The 17,397-nt window shown below is 72.9% G+C and carries 12 protein-coding genes and 1 pseudogene; 6 read left to right on the top strand and 7 right to left on the bottom strand.

Annotated features, from left to right (window positions below):
• Window positions 1-194: 194 nt before the first annotated feature.
• On the top strand, window positions 195-3,182 hold the full coding sequence (locus ACIOD1_RS20445) for a bifunctional [glutamine synthetase] adenylyltransferase/[glutamine synthetase]-adenylyl-L-tyrosine phosphorylase (RefSeq protein WP_401903742.1): 2,988 nt from the start codon (window positions 195-197) through the stop codon (window positions 3,180-3,182).
• 107 nt (window positions 3,183-3,289) lie between these two features.
• Here ACIOD1_RS20445 and ACIOD1_RS20440 read toward each other — a convergent pair whose 3' ends face one another.
• The 3 genes from ACIOD1_RS20440 to ACIOD1_RS20430 form a co-directional block, all read right to left on the bottom strand.
• Window positions 3,290-4,171: a geranyl diphosphate 2-C-methyltransferase gene (locus tag ACIOD1_RS20440; protein ID WP_365613923.1), complete on the bottom strand. Its 882-nt coding sequence runs from the start codon at window positions 4,169-4,171 to the stop codon at window positions 3,290-3,292.
• A 14-nt stretch (window positions 4,172-4,185) separates the two neighbouring features.
• On the bottom strand, window positions 4,186-5,547 hold the full coding sequence (locus ACIOD1_RS20435) for a family 2 encapsulin nanocompartment cargo protein terpene cyclase (protein WP_401903739.1): 1,362 nt from the start codon (window positions 5,545-5,547) through the stop codon (window positions 4,186-4,188).
• 124 nt (window positions 5,548-5,671) lie between these two features.
• Window positions 5,672-7,078: a family 2B encapsulin nanocompartment shell protein gene (locus tag ACIOD1_RS20430; RefSeq protein ID WP_365613917.1), complete on the bottom strand. Its 1,407-nt coding sequence runs from the start codon at window positions 7,076-7,078 to the stop codon at window positions 5,672-5,674.
• Window positions 7,079-7,478: 400 nt separating this feature from the next.
• Here ACIOD1_RS20430 and ACIOD1_RS20425 point away from each other — a divergent pair.
• Together ACIOD1_RS20425 and ACIOD1_RS20420 are read left to right on the top strand one after the other, a co-directional pair.
• A pseudogene (locus ACIOD1_RS20425) lies at window positions 7,479-7,838 on the top strand (NADP-dependent oxidoreductase); the annotation flags it as partial.
• A 53-nt stretch (window positions 7,839-7,891) separates the two neighbouring features.
• Window positions 7,892-8,257 (top strand): MerR family transcriptional regulator, encoded by a 366-nt coding sequence (locus tag ACIOD1_RS20420; RefSeq protein ID WP_401903736.1) that lies wholly within the window; start codon window positions 7,892-7,894, stop codon window positions 8,255-8,257.
• Between the two features lie 88 nt (window positions 8,258-8,345).
• Here ACIOD1_RS20420 and ACIOD1_RS20415 read toward each other — a convergent pair whose 3' ends face one another.
• The gene (locus ACIOD1_RS20415; RefSeq protein WP_365613911.1) at window positions 8,346-8,948 is read right to left on the bottom strand and encodes a TetR/AcrR family transcriptional regulator C-terminal domain-containing protein; all 603 of its coding nucleotides are present in this window, start codon (window positions 8,946-8,948) and stop codon (window positions 8,346-8,348) included.
• A 124-nt stretch (window positions 8,949-9,072) separates the two neighbouring features.
• On the opposite strand from ACIOD1_RS20415, the gene ACIOD1_RS20410 reads away from it, so the two are divergent.
• The gene (locus ACIOD1_RS20410; RefSeq protein ID WP_365613908.1) at window positions 9,073-10,662 is read left to right on the top strand and encodes an amino acid permease; all 1,590 of its coding nucleotides are present in this window, start codon (window positions 9,073-9,075) and stop codon (window positions 10,660-10,662) included.
• Window positions 10,584-12,167 (top strand): amidohydrolase, encoded by a 1,584-nt coding sequence (locus tag ACIOD1_RS20405; RefSeq protein WP_401903732.1) that lies wholly within the window; start codon window positions 10,584-10,586, stop codon window positions 12,165-12,167. Before ACIOD1_RS20410 ends, ACIOD1_RS20405 begins: the two co-directional genes overlap by 79 nt.
• A gap of 35 nt (window positions 12,168-12,202) precedes the next feature.
• Here the strand turns inward: ACIOD1_RS20405 and ACIOD1_RS20400 are convergent, their stop codons facing one another.
• The 3 genes from ACIOD1_RS20400 to ACIOD1_RS20390 all read right to left on the bottom strand — a co-directional run bounded on the left by ACIOD1_RS20400 (window position 12,203) and on the right by ACIOD1_RS20390 (window position 15,904).
• Window positions 12,203-13,087 (bottom strand): phosphatase PAP2 family protein, encoded by an 885-nt coding sequence (locus tag ACIOD1_RS20400; protein WP_365613902.1) that lies wholly within the window; start codon window positions 13,085-13,087, stop codon window positions 12,203-12,205.
• A 106-nt stretch (window positions 13,088-13,193) separates the two neighbouring features.
• Complete coding sequence (locus tag ACIOD1_RS20395) at window positions 13,194-14,225, bottom strand: LacI family DNA-binding transcriptional regulator (RefSeq protein ID WP_401903730.1); 1,032 nt, start codon at window positions 14,223-14,225, stop codon at window positions 13,194-13,196.
• A gap of 26 nt (window positions 14,226-14,251) precedes the next feature.
• The gene (locus ACIOD1_RS20390; protein WP_401903728.1) at window positions 14,252-15,904 is read right to left on the bottom strand and encodes a glycoside hydrolase family 13 protein; all 1,653 of its coding nucleotides are present in this window, start codon (window positions 15,902-15,904) and stop codon (window positions 14,252-14,254) included.
• A 221-nt stretch (window positions 15,905-16,125) separates the two neighbouring features.
• Between ACIOD1_RS20390 and ACIOD1_RS20385 the strand changes: the two genes are divergently transcribed.
• The gene (locus ACIOD1_RS20385; RefSeq protein ID WP_401903726.1) at window positions 16,126-17,397 is read left to right on the top strand and encodes an extracellular solute-binding protein; all 1,272 of its coding nucleotides are present in this window, start codon (window positions 16,126-16,128) and stop codon (window positions 17,395-17,397) included.

Genomic DNA, 17,397 nt, shown 5'->3' with positions numbered 1-17,397 from the left:
GGTCCGGTGGGGACCGGCCCCCAAGACACATGGATCTATAAGTAACCAGATAAACGGACAATCGGCCGCATGATGTGCGTCACCACGCGCGCGTGAGTCGAACGCCCGCGCCGGATAGGCTCGGAGCAGACTGGGCACACGACCGCCGGACACGGCGGTCCGGCGGGCCACGACGCACGCGGGGAGGCGGCGGGATGACAGTCCCGGGACGCAGGAGCAGCACCTTCATCCGGCTGCTCCGCAGCGGATTCACCGACCCCTCCACCGCCTCCCGGCTGCTGGAGGCCGACGCGCTGGCCGCCGTACGCACCGACCCGGTGCTCCTCGACGCCCTCGGTGCCACCGCCGACCCCGACCTCGCCCTCCTCGGCCTCGTCCGCCTCGCCGAGGCCCAGACCGAGGAGGACCGCCCCCTCCTCCTCGACACGCTCGTCAGCGCCAAGCCGCTGCGCGACCGCCTCCTCGGAGTCCTCGGCGCCTCCGAAGCCCTCGCCGACCACCTCGCCCGCCACCCCCGCGACTGGCAGGCCCTGGTCACCTACGAGGCCGCCGACCTGCACCCCGGCCTCGCCGAGTTCGAACAGGGCCTCGCCGACGCCCACGAACCCGTCGCCCTGCGCGTCTCCTACCGCCGCTGCCTGCTCTCCATCGCCGCCCGCGACGTCTGCGGCACCACCGACGTCGCCCAGACCGCCGCCGAACTCGCCGACCTCGCCACCGCCACCCTCCGCGCGGCCCTGCGCATCGCGAGCGCCGCCGCCCCCGAGGACGCCGCCCGCTGCCGGCTCTCCGTCATCGCCATGGGCAAGTGCGGGGGCAACGAACTCAACTACGTCTCCGACGTCGACGTGATCTTCGTCGGGGACGCGGCCCCCGGCGCCGACGAGGGCAAGGCCGTCCAGGCCGCCACCCGGCTCGCCTCCCACCTCATGCGGATCTGCTCCGAGACCACCGTCGAGGGCACCATCTGGCCCGTCGACGCCAACCTCCGACCCGAAGGTCGCAACGGCCCCCTCGTCCGCACCCTCGCCTCCCACCTCGCCTACTACCAGCGCTGGGCCAAGACCTGGGAGTTCCAGGCCCTCCTCAAGGCCCGCGCCGTCGCCGGCGACTCCGAACTCGGCGCCGAGTACATCGACGCCATAACCCCACTCGTGTGGCAGGCCGCCGAACGGGAGAACTTCGTCCCCGACGTCCAGAAGATGCGCCGCCGCGTCGTCGACAACATCCCCGCCGCCCAGGTCGACCGCGAACTCAAGCTCGGCCCCGGCGGACTGCGCGACGTCGAGTTCGCCGTCCAGCTCCTCCAGCTCGTGCACGGCCGCAGCGACGCCACCCTGCACTCCGGCACCACCCTCGACGCCCTCCAGGCCCTCGCCGCCGGGGGCTACGTCGGCCGCACCGACGCCGCCCAGCTCGCCGACGCGTACCGCTTCCTGCGCGCCATGGAACACCGCATCCAGCTCTACCGGCTGCGCCGCACCCACCTCGTCCCCGAGGACGAGAACGACCTGCGCCGCCTCGGCCGCTCCATGGGCCTGCGCACCGAACCCGTCGCCGAACTCAACAAGGCCTGGCGCCGGCACGCCTCCGTCGTCCGCCGCCTCCACGAGAAGCTCTTCTACCGGCCCCTCCTCGACGCCGTCGCCCAGCTCACCCCCGGCGAGACCCGGCTCTCCCCGCGCGCCGCCGGCCAACGCCTCGAAGCCCTCGGCTACGCCGACCCGGGCGCCGCCCTGCGCCACCTCGAAGCCCTCGCCTCGGGCGTCAGCCGCAAGGCCGCCATCCAACGCACCCTGCTCCCCGTCATGCTCGGCTGGTTCGCCGACTCCGCCGACCCGGACGCCGGACTGTTCAACTTCCGCAAGGTCTCCGACGCCCTCGGCAAGACCCCCTGGTACCTGCGCCTGCTGCGCGACGAGGGCGCCGCCGCGGAGAACCTCGCCCGCGTCCTGTCCGCCGGACGCCTCGCCCCCGACCTGCTGCTGCGCGCCCCCGAGGCCGTCGCCCTGCTCGGCGACCCCGAAGGCCTCCAGCCCCGTACGCCCGAAGCCCTCGGACAGGAGGTGCTCGCCGCCGTCGGGCGCGCCGAGAACCCCGAGGCCGCCGTCGCCGCCGCCCGCGGGGTACGCCGCCGCGAGCTGTTCCGCACCACCGCCGCCGACATCATCGGCTCCTACGGAACCGAGGACAGCCCCGCCGAGGAGGACCACGGAGCCCTCGTCGACCGGGTCGGCGGAGCCGTCTCCGACCTGACCGCCGCGACCATCGCCGGAGCCCTGCGCGCAGCCGTCCAGAGCCGGTTCGGCGACGTCCTGCCCACCCGGTTCGCCGTCATCGGCGTCGGCCGCTTCGGCGGGCACGAGCTGAGCTACGGCTCCGACGCCGACGTCCTGTTCGTCCACGAACCCCGCGAGGGGGTCGACGAACAGGAGGCCGCCAAGGCCGCCCAGAGCGTCATCGCCGAGATGCGCAGGCTCCTCCAGCTGCCCACCACCGACCCGCCGCTCCTCATCGACGCCGACCTGCGCCCCGAAGGCCGCTCCGGCCCCCTCGTGCGCACCCTGCCCTCGTACGCCGCCTACTACCGCCGCTGGTCCCTGACCTGGGAGAGCCAGGCCCTGCTGCGCGCCGAACCCGTCGCCGGTGACATCGAGCTGGGCGCCCGCTTCATCGAGCTGATCGACCCGCTGCGCTACCCCGTCGAGGGCATCGGCGAGGACGCCGCCCGGGAGATCCGCCGGCTCAAGGCGCGCATGGAGTCCGAACGGCTCCCGCGCGGCGCCGACCCCACCCTGCACACCAAACTGGGCCGCGGCGGCCTCAGCGACGTCGAGTGGACCGTCCAGCTGATCCAGATGCGCCACGCCTGGGCCGAACCGGGCCTGCGCACCACCCGGACCCGCGAGGCCCTGGCCGCCGCCCACGCCGCCGGGCTGATCCCCACCGAGGAGGCCCAGATCCTCGACGAGGCCTGGGTGCTCGCCACCCGCGTCCGCAACGCCGTCATGCTGGTCCGCGGTCGCGCCGGCGACACCTTCCCCTCCGAGGCCCGCGAACTCGCGGCGGTCGGCCGCTACCTCGGCTACCAGGAGGGCCGCGTCGGCGAGATGCTCGACGACTACCGCCGCATCACCCGCCGCGCCCGCGCGGTCGTGGACGAGCTGTTCTACGGGGGCTGAGACGCGCCGACTCCACGGGAGTCCGGACACGCCGACGGGGGCGGAACCGTCACGGTACGACGGTCCCGCCCCCTCGACGGCGCTCGCGCGCCCTCCCGTAGGGCCGGTCAGACGCGGTCGGCGGCGATCAGCAGGTACTGGAAGGAACCGTCCTTGTACGAGTTGATGAACGCCTCCTCGATGCCGGTGACCAGCGACGAGGTGGCCCGCAGCTCCCAGTAGGGCAGGGTCGCGGCGGTCAGGTCGACGACGGCCTGCGGGACGAGGCGGTTGTCGGCCATGGCGCGCATGTACTCGCGGCGGGAGTGGATGTTGCACTCGAAGTGCGCGTTGATCTGCGAGACCCACTTCGAGGGCTGGCCGTAGCGGGGGTTCCAGCAACCGGTGATGGTCACGTAGCGGCCACCGACGCCCAGGATGCGGGCGTGCTCGGTCATGAGGTCGTGGAGGTCGACGTACATGCTCGACTCGTTGTTCCACGAGCCCGCGGCCTGCCCCGTCTCGAAGGGGGTGTCGAGCATGTTGCAGACCCGGGCGCGGACGGAGTCCTGGATGCCGAGCTCCTGGGCGCGCCGGTTCGCGAACTCGGCCTGCTTGGCCGACAGGGTCACGCCCTCGACCTTGCACCCGAACCGCTGGTGGGCCATGACCGACGATCCGCCGCGGCCACAGCCGGCGTCCACGAGCGTGTCGTCGTGCCCGATGGCGCCCAGGTGGTCCAGGAGGACCTCGGTCTGGGCCGACTCCAGGCGGTGCAGCTCGGAGATCAGCCTCTTCTCGTACGCGCTGTCGTTCGTGTCCCCGAGGGCCGCGTGGTCGACGTCACCGATGCCGTAGTGGTGGTGGTAGAGACCGTCCACGTCGCCGAGGCGCAGGTTCACCGGCCGGGCCTCACCGTCCCAGTAACGGGCGATGTCACCCTGGTACGGCGTCGCCGGCGAGGGGATGAACGCGGAGGTGGGGGCGGTGGTGAGCTCGGTGTTGGTCACGGATGGATCCGTCCTTACCAGAAGTCGGGGAGGCTGTAGCGGTAGGTGTTCGTCTGGTGCCAGTAGTGGTTGCCGTCGACCCACACGGCCACGCCCCGCAGGAAGCGCAGCACGCTCGGGACCGGGCAGGAGGCCGCCAGCTCGGCGGCCTCGGACTCGAAGGCGTGCATGAGGTCGTTGTGGACCTCGACGGCCTTCAGGTAGCCCTCGCGGTCGGAGAGACGTTCCTGTTCGGCGATCACCACGGGCAGGTTCAGGTGCCGGCCGGGGCTCGCGAGTTCCTTGGTGTAGGAGTACAGGTCGTTGACGATCGTGGTCGCGTTTCCGGCGAGCGCGATCACCCGCTGCATGGCGGGCTGGGCGTGCAGGTCCGCCGGCAGCTCGTAGCCGCCGACGGTGTCCGTGATGGTGGGGCAGGGGCGGAAGTTGTTGAACTGCCGCATCGACAGGTACTCCCACACCTGCGGTACGTGGTCCGTCTCGGCCCACGCGGCCTCGGCGAGGTATCCCAGGTGCAGCCGGGCCATGTCGTGCCGGTACCGGTCGGCCTGGGAGGGCGTGGCCTGCCGGACGAAGTACTCCATGGCCGAGCGGTAGGCGCGCCGTGGGGCGTCGGAGTGCAACGACAGGGCCCACTCGGCCGCGTACTCCGCCGTGGTGTGGAGCGGGTCGATGGCGGTGTGCGCGAGCAGGAGGCGCCCGCCGAGACCGATGGGCGAGCCCCCGTGGTCCTCGCAGTAGCAGTCGTCGACGGCGTTCTCGGCGACCATCAAGCGGGTGGCGACCATCAGGTGGTCGACGGTCGGGGCGTCCGGGTGGCAGGCGACCATGTAGCGCGCGACGGAGAAGCCGTCGAACTGGTCCTCCCAGTCCGGCGGGAACAGGTCGACCTCCTCCACCGCCCACGCCTTGATCCGCTCGCCGACCTCCGCGACCCGTACGGGGTCGGGCTCCGCCACCGGGTGGTGGTAGAGGCCCGGCACGGGCCGCCCGGCGACCGGGAGGCGCTCCGCACCCGGGGCCGCGGCTTCCCCCTCGGGCGGGGCGAGGTGCAGCCCGGCCGTGCCCAACCCGTTGGGGCCGCGCAGCAGCCGCTCCAGGGCGGGGGCGGGTCCGGGCGCCGGGGCGGGTCCGGGGCCGCGGGCCGCGAGGAGGGCCGCGAGGGACGGCGGGCCCGGGGGCAGGGGCACGACCGGAACCGGAACCGGGGCCGGAGCCGGGGCCGGAGCGGGGGCGGCGGGCAGGGCGGGGGCCGGAGCCGGGGCAGCGGCCGAAGTAGGGGCCGCGGCCGGGGCCGCGGGCAGGACCGAAGCCGGGGCGGTGGGCAGGACGAAGGGCGGCGCGGAACTCAGCGGGGAAGGCCCGGAATCGGGCATCCGTGACTCCTTGGGGGAGGGCGGGGCGGGTCGGGAGGGCGCGCGAAGGTCACCCTCCCCGGCCCGGTGGGGCCGGGGAGGGGGCTACCGGCAGCCGGCTACGGGCGCCGGCCGGGCGCACCCCCTAGTCGTTGCGCCGCGCGATCTGCACGTTCTCCAGGACCCCGAGCGCGTCGGGCACCAGGACGGCGGCGGAGAAGTAGGTGGTGACCAGGTAGGAGACGATCGACTGCTCGTCGATCCCCATGAACCGCACCGACAGCCCGGGCTCGTACTCCTCCGGCAGGCCGGTCTGACGCAGCCCGACGACGCCCTGGTTGGCCTCGCCGGTACGCATCACCAGGATCGAGCTGGTGTTCTCCTTGCTGATCGGGATCTTGCCGCAGGGGAGGATCGGCACCCCGCGCCAGGCCGGGACCTGCTGCCCGCCGAGGTCGACGTGGTCCGGATAGAGCCCGCGCTTGTTGAACTCGCGCCCGATCGCCGCGATCGTCCGGGGGTGCGCCAGGAACAGCTTGGAGCCGCGCCGGCGGCACAGCAGCTCGTCGAGGTCGTCCGGGGTCGGCGGGCCGGAGTGCGTCTGGAGCCGCTGCTTGAAGGCGACGTTGTGGAGGAGCCCGAACTCCTTGTTGTTGACCAGCTCGTACTCCTGGCGCTCGCGCAACGCCTCGACCGTGAGCCGCAGTTGCTCCTCGGTCTGGTTCATCGGGCCGTTGTAGAGGTCGGAGACCCTGGTGTGGACCCGCAGCACGGTCTGGGCGAGGGAGAGTTCGTACTCGCGCGGGTGGAGCTCGTAGTCCACGTACGTGCCCGGGATCGCGGGCTCGCCGGTGTGGCCGGCCGTCATCGCGATCTCGGCCTCGCCGTGCTTGTTCTGCGGCCGGCGCGGGAGCGAGCGGAATCCGTCGAGGTGGGCCCGGAGCCCGGGAGCGTTGGACAGCACCGAGTCGAACTCGGCGCGCGTGAGCGTGAGCAGGGTGCCGGCGGTCGCCGCGGTGGCGGTGTGGTCCCAGGTCGCCTCCGCGTCGAGCAGGGCGTTCTCGCCGAAGCGGTCGCCGTCGGCGAGGACGGCGACGGACACCTCGTCGTCGTACCGGCCGACGGTGGCCTGTGCGACCCGGCCGTGGGCGATCAGGTGGATCCGGTCGGCGGGCGCGCCGCGCTCGACGAGCACCTCGCCGGCGTGGAAGTCGCGCTGCACGCAGCGCCGGGCGAGCGCGGTCAGCACGTCGATGTCGTCGAACCCGCGCAGCAGGGGCAGTTCGCCCAGCCCGCGGGGGACGACCCGGACCCGGGAGCCGTCCTGTACGAACTCGACCCGGCCGTCGCCGACGGTGTAGCTCAGCCGCCGGTTCACCCGGTAGGTGCCGCCGGACGTCTCCACCCAGGGGAGCACCTTCAGCAGCCAGCGGGAGGTGATCTCCTGCATCTGCGGGGCGGACTTGGTCGTCGTGGCGAGGTTGCGGGCAGCGGCCGTGCCCAGACTCCGCTGCGGTTCCTGCTGGGTGTCCGGGCTGGTGTCCACGGTCATCGGCCGGGGCTCTCCTTCGTACTCACGTGCGCGTCACCGGTGGAGGGGAGGGAAAGCAGGGAAAACCCGGGCAGTCCGTCCAGATCCGGGAGCACCGTAACGGCCGGTTCGACCGCTCGGCCCTGAGAAGAGCCGGCCATTACCTCAAAGCGGTGATCTTGCCCCAATCGATGTTTAACGCCCCGACCAGCGGTTTTCAGACAGTTGGGCTTTCGGTTCTCCCTGTCCCTGCCCGGTTGGCTCCGCCGCGGCCCCGAACCCCGGCGCGCGGGGCTTGACCCTGACCCGCGCGTCAGGGGTCAGCGTCACCGCACCCCGGCGGCGGACGGCCGTCGCCCTTGCCCGCCCCAGGAGCCCGCACGTGAGCGCACCCCTGCCCCGCACCTCCCGAGAGGTCAGGCTCGTCGCCACCGTCGGCGGCGACCACCTGGTGGCGGCCCTCGGCGCGGCCCGCCACGGCGCGCGGTTCGCGCTGGTCGGAGCGCTGTCGGGGCAGATGGCGGCCGACCGGGCCGGCGGCAGCGCCCCGGTGGAGATCGACGCGTTCCGCCTCCTGGCCAAGGGCGTGTCACTGCGCGGGTACGCGGGAGCGGACCACCCCGACGTGGACGCGCGGTGGACGGACCGCTTCGGGGACTGGCTCCGCGCGGGCGAGATCACCTTCCCCCACGTCCGCATCCCGGGCATCGAACGCGCGCCGGCCGCGCTGCGGGAGATGATCGACGGTAGGCACTTCGGTGCCGTGGTCGTCGAGTTGTAGGCGCGGGGGCCGGGGCCCGGCCCCCGCGGTACGGGGACGGGAAGGGTGCGGGGATGCGGATCGCCGAGGCCGCCGCCGCGGCGGGCACGACGCCCAGGGCGCTGCGGTTCTACGAACAGCGCGGGCTCCTGGCCCCGCCCGCCCGGACGGGGTCCGGCCAACGCGTCTACGGGCCCGCCGAGATCGCCCGGGTCCGCGTGATCCGCGGGCTGCCGGCCGTCGGGCTGACCGTCGAGGACCTGCGGGTCCGCGCGGACCACCTCGACCTGCTCGCCCAGGACCCGCCGCCGCGGTGCGACCCCGCCGCGCCGGACGGCGGGGGATCCGATGTCGTCGAGCGCAGGCTCGCCGCCCTCGACGCCGAGATCGCCCGCCTGGCGTCCCTGCGCGCGAACCTCGCCCGCCGCGCCTCGAACTGAGCCCGCGGGCCCGCACCTGCGACCTGCGCTTGTGGCTGCTGCCTGCGCCTGCGGGCCTGCGGCTGCGCCCCCGCGCCCGGCCGGCCCGCTACGCCCCGCCCCGCAGGGTGCCCGCGTACGCCAGGAACGCGGTCAGGGCCAGGTCGAAGGCCGCGTCCGCGCGGTCCGGGCCTCCCGCCGCCAGGGCCGAGGCCAGCAGCGGGGTGTGCGGGGAGGGCTCCCACATCTCCGCCGGGGCCGCCAGGTCCAGCGCCGAGCCCAGGACCAGGTTCTCCAGGCCCGTCAGCAGGGCCATCACCCGCTCCTCCGGGAAGCCCGCCCCGCGCAGCATCGCGACCGCCCGCTCGTACTGCGCGAGCACCTCCGGGGCCCGCACCGGGGTGGTCATCAGCAGCGGGATCGCCCGCGGGTAGGCGGCGAAGGCGGCCCGGTAGGAACGGGCCCACGCCTCCAGCGCCCGGTCCCACGGCTCCAGCTCCAGCGCCGATCCGTCCACCGCCGAGCAGACCCGCCCGCGCACCAGCTCCACCACCGCCGCCCGGCCGTCCACGTGGTGATACAGCGAGGCGGTCTGCACCCCCAGCGCCCGCGCGATTTGCGGAACGCTGAACTCCCCTTGTTCGGCCAGCAATTGCAGCGCGGCGGCGCCGATGCGGTCCCGGTCGAGCAGGGGGGTGCGCGGCCGTGCCATCGATTCTCTCCCTCGTCAAGGTCTTCCCGTACGCCAAAACCGGAGGCTACATTGCCGCAAACCGAAAGCCTTTAGGTTTTCGCGTCCCCGCCGCCTGCCGTTCGCAGAAGGGTGCCTCCTCCGCATGCCCGAAACGCCAGAGCTCCACAGAACCGGAACCACCCTGCGTCGCGCCACCCTGGGCACGGCCGACATCTCCTTCTTCGTGGTCTCCGCCGCCGCCCCCCTGACCGTCATGGCCGGCGTCGCCCCGGTCGCGATCGTCCTCGGCGGCATCGGCGCCCCCGCCGGGTACCTCCTCGCCGGCATCACCCTTGCCGTCTTCGCCGTCGGATTCACCACCATGAGCCGCCACGTGAAGAGCGGCGGCGCCTTCTACGCCTACATCACCCGCGGCCTCGGCAAGCGCGTCGGCATCGGCGCCGCCCTCCTCGCGCTCATCGGCTACAACGGCATGGAGATCGGCGTCTACGGACTCCTCGGCACCACCACCGCCGACACCGGCCGCGCCCTCGCCGGCTTCGACATCCCCTGGCTGCCCGTCTCCCTCGCCGGTCTCCTCCTGGTCTGGTACGGCGGCTACCGCTCCATCGACTTCGGTGCCAAGCTCCTCGGCGTCCTGCTCGTCGCCGAGACCGGGATCCTGGTCCTCCTCGCCGGCGGGGTCCTGATCAAGGGCGGCGCCCACGGCCTCTCCGCCGCGAGCTTCACCCCCACCGCCGTCCTCGTCCCCGGCACCGCGGCCGTCCTGGCCTTCGCCTTCGCCGCCTTCACCGGCTTCGAGTCCACCGTCATCTACCGCCGCGAGGCCCGCGACCCCGACCGGACCATCCCCCGCGCCACCTACATCGCCGTCGCCTTCCTCGGTCTCTTCTACGCCTTCGTCGTGTGGACGGTCATCCAGGCCTTCGGCGCCGAAGAGGTCGTCGCCGCCGCCGGCGAAGACCCCGGCGGCCTCTTCTTCACCGCCATCACCACCTACGTCGGCCCCTGGGCGGCCGACCTGATGCACCTGTTCATCGTCACGAGCGTGCTCGCCTCCCTCCTCGCCTTCCACAACGCCATCAACCGCTACGCCCTCGCCCTCGCCGAGGAAGGCGTCCTGCCGGCCGCCCTCGGTCGCGTCCACCCCCGCCACCGCTCCCCCTACCTGGCCGGAGCCGTCCAGACCGTCCTCGGCGCCGTCATAGTCCTCGGCTTCGCCCTCGCCGGCGCCGACCCGTACCAGCAGTTGCTGCTGTGGGTGAACACGCCCGGCATGATCGGCCTCATGGCCCTGATGCTGCTCGCCGCCCTCGCCGTACCGGTCTACTTCCGGCGCACCGCCCACGCCGAGGGGCCCTGGCGAACCCTGATCGCGCCCGTCACGGCCGCCGTCCTGCTGACCGTCGCGATCTTCCTCGTCGTGTCCAAGGTCGACCTCTTCACCCTGGCCTCCCCGACCGTCAACACCGTCCTGGTCGCCCTCGTCCCCGCCGTCTTCCTCCTCGGCCTCGGCCTCGCCCAGCGCCTGAAGACCCACCGCCCCGAGGTCTACGCCCGATTCGGCGAAGAGCCCGCGCAGGAAGAGCCCGCGCAGGAAGACCTCGCGCACCCCACCACCCCCACCCCCGCCCCCGCACAAGGAGAAGCGCCGTGCCCGCTGCCGACACCGTCCTCACCGGAGCCCGCGTCCGCACCCTCGACCCGGACCGCCCCGAAGCCGGGGCGGTAGCCCTCCTCGGTGGTGAGATCGTCGCCGTCGGCGCCGAGAGCGACGTACGCGACTGGAGCGGCCCCGACACCGAGGTCGTCGACCTCGGCGGAGCCACCCTCACCCCCGGACTCACCGACGCCCACAGCCACCCCGTCTGGGGCGTCGAGATGGCCGCCGGCGCCGACCTCAGCGCCGTACGCGACCTCGACGGCCTGCGCACCGCCCTGCGCGCGGCCCCCCGGACCGGCGGCTGGGTCCTCGGCTGGGGCCTGGACCACAACGCCTTCGGCGGCCGACCCGTCCACCGCGAACTGATCGAGGACACCCTCGACGGAGCCCCCGCCTTCCTGCGCCTCTACGACGGCCACTCCGCCCTCGCGAGCGGCTCGGCCCTCACCGCCGCCGGAGTCACCGGCCCCCGCGCCTTCGCCCAGCGCTCCGAGATCGTCTGCGACGCCGAGGGGCGGCCCACCGGCCACCTCATCGAGCACGCCGCCATGGAGCTGGTCGGCGCCCTCGCCCCCAAGCCCCCCGCCGCCGAACGCCGCGCCCGCCTCCTCGCCCTGCTCTCCGACATGGCCGCCGGCGGCCTCACCGGCGCCCACGTCATGGACCTGGGCGAGGACGTGCCCGCGCTCCTGGCCACCGTCGAGTACGAGGGCGACCTGCCGCTCCGGCTGCGTCTGGCCCCCTGGTGCATGCCCGGCGCGGACGAGGACACCCTGCGCGAGCTGATCGCCCTCCAGGGCAAGGCCGGCCGCCACTGGGAGGTCGGCGGGGTCAAGCTCTTCATGGACGGCAGCGTCGAGGGCGGCACCGCCTGGCTGGAGCACGCCGACTGCCACGGCCGGGGCACCGAGGCCTTCTGGCCCGACCCCGAGGCCTACGCCCACGCCGTACGGGTCCTCGACGCCGCCGGGGTGCCCACCGCCACCCACGCCATCGGCGACGCGGCCGTCCGGCACGTCCTGGACACCGTGGCCTCCCTCGGCGAGCGGGCCCGCGGGCGGCACCGGATCGAGCACATCGAGACCGTCCCGGACGACCAGCTCCCGCGGTTCGCCCGGCTCGGGGTGGCCGCCTCGATGCAGCCCCCGCACACCGCCTACACCCGCGCCGACCACACCGACGAGTGGTCCAAGCGGCTCGGCGACGAACGGGCCGCGCGGGCCTGGCGCTGCCGGGACCTGCGCGACGCGGGCGCGGTCCTCGCCCTGGGTTCCGACTGGCCGATCGCCCACCACGACGCCCGCCAGGTGCTCGCCACCGCCCTGAGCCCCCGCGGCGCGGCCTCGACGGGTCGGGCCCTGACCGGGCTGATGGCACTGGAGGGGATGACCTCGCACGCGGCGCTCGCGGCGGGGGAGCAGGCGGTGGCCGGCCGGATCGCCCCCGGCTACCGGGCGGACCTCACGGCGCTGGCCCTGGATCCGGTCACGGCCGCGCCCGACGAGCTGGCGCAGGCGCCCGTACGCCTGACGGTGTCGGGAGGCCGCATCACGCACCGCGACGCGGGGGTCTAGAACCTCCGGGCCCACCAGGGATTACGGGACAGCCCTTAGCGGCGGAAGCGGTCGAGCGCGCGGGAGAAGGGGTGCGGACCGGTGTGCAGCGGGTGGCGCGGCAGCCGGTGCGGCAGCGATCCGTACCAGGCGCGGGAGACGGCGTAGCCGAAGGAGAGGCACAGCATGCCGCCCACGGCGTCCAGCCAGAAGTGGTTGGCGGTGGCCACGATGACGATCAGGGTCGCCGTCGGGTAGAGCAGGCCCAGGATCCGGGCCCAGGGGGCGGAGGCGACCGCGAAGATCGTCAGCCCGCACCAGAGCGACCACCCTATGTGCATGGACGGCATCGCGGCGTACTGGTTCGACATGTGCTTGAGGTTGCCCGAGGCCATGGAACCCCAGGTGTGGTGGACCAGCACCGTGTCGACGAAGTCCTGCCCGTTCATCAACCGCGGCGGCGCGAGCGGATAGAAGAAGTAGCCGAGCAGGGCCACGCCCGTGGTCGCGAAGAGGATCAGCCGCGTCGCCGCGTAACGCCCGGGGTGGAAACGGTAGATCCACACCAGCACACCGATGGTCACGATGAAGTGGAGGGTGGCGTAGTAATAGTTCATGCCCACGATCAGCCACGTCACCGAGTTCACGGTGTGGTTGACGGACTGCTCCACGGCGATGCCGAGGCTGTTCTCCAGGCTCCAGATCCAGTCGGCGTTCGCGAGGGCGGCCGCCTTCTGCTCGGGCACCGCGTTGCGGATGAGCGAGTAGATCCAGTAGCTGACCCCGATCAGCAGGACCTCGAACCAGATCCGCGGCCGGCGCGGGGCGCGCAGCCGGGGGAGCAGAGCGTGCTCGGACCCCGGGCGGCCCGTTTCCTCGATCACAGTGGGTGACGAGACGTCCGTCCGGGTTTCCAGTGTCTTCACGCTCGATTCACCCATGGGGAGAGAGTCTGCCAGATGGGATATCGCCTTCGATCATCCCTCGGGACGGTCTTCGGCGCCTCCGGTCAGCCCTGCGGACGACCCCGCACCCGCAGGACGGGCCCTAAGCTCCCCGACGCTGCCCCGGGCCCGAGGCGGTGGACCCCCGCACCACCAGCTCCGGCAGGAAAACGAACTCGCTGTGCGGGGCCGGCGTACCGCCGATCTCCTCCAGCAGGGTCCGCACCGCCGCCTGTCCCATCGCCTGCACGGGCTGGCGGATGGTGGTCAGCGGCGGATCGGTGAACGCTATGAGCGGAGAGTCGTCGAAGCCGACCACGGACACGTCCTGCGGCACCCGCAACCCCTGCTGCCGGGCGGCCCGGATCGCGCCGAGCGCCATCATGTCGCTGGCGCACACGATCGCCGTGCACCCCCGGGCGATCAGCGCCGTCGCGGCGGCCTGCCCGCCCTCCAGGGTGTAGAGGGAGTGCTGCACCAGCTCCTCGGACTCGGCCTCGTCGAGCCCGAGCCGCTCCTTCATCCCGAGCCGGAAGCCCTCGATCTTGCGGAGCACCGGCACGAACCGCTTGGGCCCGACCGCCAGCCCGATCCGGGTGTGCCCGAGCGCGCTGAGGTGGGTCACGGCGAGCTGCATCGCGGCCCGGTCGTCGGGGGAGACGAAGGGGGCCCGCACCTTGTCGGAGAAACCGTTGATGAGGACGTACGGGACGCCCTGGCCGCGCAGTTGGTCGTAGCGGCCCATGTCGGCGGTGGTGTCGGCGTGCAGCCCGGACACGAAGATGATCCCGGAGACCCCCCGGTCCACCAGCATCTCGGTCAGCTCGTCCTCGGTGGACCCGCCGGGCGTCTGCGTGGCCAGCACCGGCGTGTACCCCTGCCGGGTCAGGGCCTGGCCGATGACCTGCGCGAGCGCGGGGAAGATGGGGTTGTCCAGCTCGGGCGTTATCAGGCCGACGAGCCCCGCGCTGCGCTGGCGCAGTCGTACGGGACGCTCGTAGCCGAGCACGTCGAGGGCGGCCAACACGGATTCACGGGTGCCCGCGGCCACACCGGGCTTGCCGTTGAGCACGCGGCTGACTGTGGCTTCGCTGACCCCCGCCTGGGCTGCGATGTCGGCTAGCCGTGCGGTCACGGGATGGGACTGTACCGGTCGCACGTTCAGATTGCCCACCACGTGCAGGAATCGGCGGGCAGCCGGACCGTGCGCCCGTCCGTCGCCACCGGAGAGCTGGACAGCACGGGCCGGCCGGGGGAGGGGAGTTCCACCACCGCGCCCCGGGTGTTGACGGTGCAGGCGAAGCCGGGCCGGGTGAAGAGGAGCACCCCCTCGGGAGCGGGCAGCCAGCGCATCCCGTACGGGTCCCGCTTGCCGGGCAGCTCCCGCCCCGCCTCCGGGGCGCCCAGCCCCGGCAGCGCGCGGCGCAGTTCCAACGCCGCCCGGTACAGCTCCAGGGTGGAGTGCGGATCGCCGGTCTGCGTCTGGACCGTCAGCCCGGCCCAGTCCGCCGGCTGCGGCAGCCAGCTCCCGCCCGGCCCGAAGCCGTACGGGGCCCCGCCGCCGGCCCACGGGATCGGTACGCGGCACCCGTCGCGCAGCCCGTCCTGTCCGGCGGAGCGGTGGAAGGCCGGGTCCCGGCGCAGCTCGTCGGGGAGGTCCGCCACCTCGGGCAGGCCCAGCTCCTCGCCCTGGTAGACGTACGCCGACCCGGGCAGCGCCAGCATCAGCAGGGCCGCCGCCCGCGCCCGGGCCAGCCCGCGCGCCCCGCCGCCGTACCGGGTGACGTGACGGACCACGTCGTGGTTGGACAGCACCCAGGTGGTGGGCGCTCCCACCGAGGCGGTGGCGGCGAGGGACTCGTCGATGACGGTGCGCATCGCCTCCGGGTCCCACGGGCAGGTCAGGAAGCGGAAGTTGAAGGCCTGGTGGAGTTCGTCGGGCCGGACGTACAGGGCGAGCCGCTCCGAGGTCGGCGCCCAGGCCTCGGCGACCCCGATGCGTCCGTCCCCGTAGGAGTCCAGGAGCCGCCGCCAGGAGCGGTGGATCTCGTGGACCCCGTCCTGGTCGAAGAAGGGGAGCGGCTCGGTGCCGATCAGGGTGGCCTGGGCGCCCCGGCCGATGTCGGGCAGGCCGGGGGCCTTGACCATGCCGTGGGCCACGTCCACCCGGAAGCCGTCGACGCCGAGGTCCAGCCAGAAGCGCAGGACCGACGCGAACTCCTCGGCGACCTCGGGGTGCTCCCAGTCGAGGTCGGGCTGTTCGGGGGCGAAGAGGTGGAGGTACCAGTCCCCGTCGGGCACCCGGCTCCAGGCGGGTCCGCCGAAGACGGACTCCCAGTCGTTGGGCGGCTCGGCCCCGTCCGCGCCCCGGCCGGGCCGGAAGAGGTAGCGCTCGCGGGCGCCGGGCTCGCCGGCGAGGGCCGCCCGGAACCAGGGGTGGCGCTCGGAGGTGTGGTTGGGGACCACGTCCACGATGACCCGCAGCCCGATGGCGTGCGCGGCCCGGACGAGGTCGTCGGTGTCGGCGAGGGTCCCGAAGAGGGGGTCGACGGCCCGGTAGTCGGCGACGTCGTAGCCGCCGTCGGCCTGGGGGGAGACGTAGAAGGGGGTCAGCCACACGGCGTCGACCCCGAGCCGGGCCAGGTGCGGCAGCCGCTCGCGGACCCCGCGCAGGTCCCCGACGCCGTCGCCGTCGCTGTCCGCGAAGGAGCGCACGTACACCTGGTAGATGACGGCATCGCGCCACCAGCCGCCGTTCCCGGTGGCGTTGCTGGAAGCGCTTGCAAGGGATGTCGCCGTCAACTCGTGGGTCATATCGGGGTCAACGCGACCGCGGGCCCCCTGGTTGCGGGCCCGTGGGCTCGAAGGTGCCTGGAACAACAGCAAGCTGCGGCAACCGTAGGGACACACGGATGTAACGATCGCCTCGTCTTGCAGAAACTTCCCGCAAGGTCTTTCGGTCGGCTTTCAGGCTTGTTACGTTCTCGGCAACTCGGGACCGCGAGGAAGCGGCCGGGATCATCGAAGGAGTTCATATGCGGCGTGGCATAGCGGCCACCGCGCTGGTCGCGGCCCTGGCGCTCGCGGCGACGGCTTGCGGCGGTGACACCAAGGACGACGGTGCGGACAACGCCGGCGGAGAGCTTTCCGGCACGGTCACGTGGTGGGACACCTCCAACGAGGCCGAGAAGGCGAGCTTCCAGAAGATCGCCGAGGGCTTCACCGCGAAGCACCCCAAGGTCACCGTCAAGTACGTCAACGTGCCGTACGGCGACGCTCAGAACAAGGTCAAGAACGCGTTCAACAGCGGTTCCCAGGCTCCCGACGTGATCCGCGCCGACGTGGGTTGGGTCGCCGACTTCGCCTCCCTCGGCTACCTGGACGAGGTCCCGGCCGAGACCGCGAAGAAGGTCGACGCCGAATTCCTGGCGCAGGCCGCCGCGAGCGGCAAGTTCGAGGGCAAGACCTTCGCCGTCCCGCAGGTCATCGACACCCTCGGCCTCTTCTACAACAAGAAGATGCTCGCCGACGCCGGGGTCCAGCCGCCCACCACGCTGGAGGAGCTGAAGACCGCCTCGGCCGCCATCAAGGCCAAGACCGGCAAGACCGGCCTCTACCTGCGCGGCGACGACTCCTACTGGTTCCTCCCCTTCATCTACGGCGAGGGCGGCGACCTGGTCGACGCCAAGAACAAGACGGTCACCGTCGACAACGCCGCGGGCGTCAAGGCCTTCAAGGCCGCCCGCGACCTGGTCACCTCCGGCGCCGCCGTCACCAACGCCACCGACGGCTGGACCAACATGCAGACCGCCTTCAAGTCCGGGGAGGTCGCCATGATGATCAACGGCCCCTGGGCCGTCGCGGACAGCTACGCGGGCGACCAGTTCAAGGACAAGGCCAACCTCGGCGTCGCCGCCGTCGCGGCCGGCTCCGTCAAGGCGGGCGCCCCGCAGGGCGGCCACGACCTCGCCGTCTACGCGGGCTCCAAGAACCTCGCCGCCTCACACGCCTTCGTCGACTACATGACCTCGCAGGAGGTCCAGGTCCAGTCCGCGAAGGAGCTGAGCCTGCTCCCGACGCGCACCGCCGCGTACGAGCAGCCGGACGTCAAGTCCAGCGAGATGGTCCAGTTCTTCAAGCCGGCCGTGGACAAGGCCGTCGAGCGCGCCTGGATCCCGGAGAACGGCTCCCTCTTCGAGCCCCTCAAGGTCGAGTACACCAAGGCCGTCACCGGAGCCTCCAGCCCCGAGGACGCGGCCAAGGCGGCCGGCGCCGAATTCCGCAAGATCCTCAAGGGTTGGAAGTAG

The organism is Streptomyces sp. NPDC088097 (assembly GCF_044741845.1).
GTDB lineage: Bacteria > Actinomycetota > Actinomycetes > Streptomycetales > Streptomycetaceae > Streptomyces.
The sequence above is the reverse complement of the archived record's forward strand: the minus strand, read 5'-3'. Positions and strand labels throughout refer to the sequence as shown.

Excerpts from the sequence above, each read along its gene's own strand:
- ACIOD1_RS20445 (WP_401903742.1), top strand. The coding sequence starts at position 195 with ATGACAGTCCCGGGACGCAGGAGCAGCACCTTCATCCGGCTGCTCCGC.
- ACIOD1_RS20435 (WP_401903739.1), bottom strand. The coding sequence starts at position 5,547 with ATGCCCGATTCCGGGCCTTCCCCGCTGAGTTCCGCGCCGCCCTTCGTC.
- ACIOD1_RS20420 (WP_401903736.1), top strand. The coding sequence starts at position 7,892 with ATGCGGATCGCCGAGGCCGCCGCCGCGGCGGGCACGACGCCCAGGGCG.
- ACIOD1_RS20385 (WP_401903726.1), top strand. The coding sequence starts at position 16,126 with ATGCGGCGTGGCATAGCGGCCACCGCGCTGGTCGCGGCCCTGGCGCTC.
- ACIOD1_RS20390 (WP_401903728.1), bottom strand. The coding sequence starts at position 15,904 with ATGACCCACGAGTTGACGGCGACATCCCTTGCAAGCGCTTCCAGCAAC.
- ACIOD1_RS20400 (WP_365613902.1), bottom strand. The coding sequence starts at position 13,087 with ATGGGTGAATCGAGCGTGAAGACACTGGAAACCCGGACGGACGTCTCG.
- ACIOD1_RS20410 (WP_365613908.1), top strand. The coding sequence starts at position 9,073 with ATGCCCGAAACGCCAGAGCTCCACAGAACCGGAACCACCCTGCGTCGC.
- ACIOD1_RS20430 (WP_365613917.1), bottom strand. The coding sequence starts at position 7,078 with ATGACCGTGGACACCAGCCCGGACACCCAGCAGGAACCGCAGCGGAGT.
- ACIOD1_RS20415 (WP_365613911.1), bottom strand. The coding sequence starts at position 8,948 with ATGGCACGGCCGCGCACCCCCCTGCTCGACCGGGACCGCATCGGCGCC.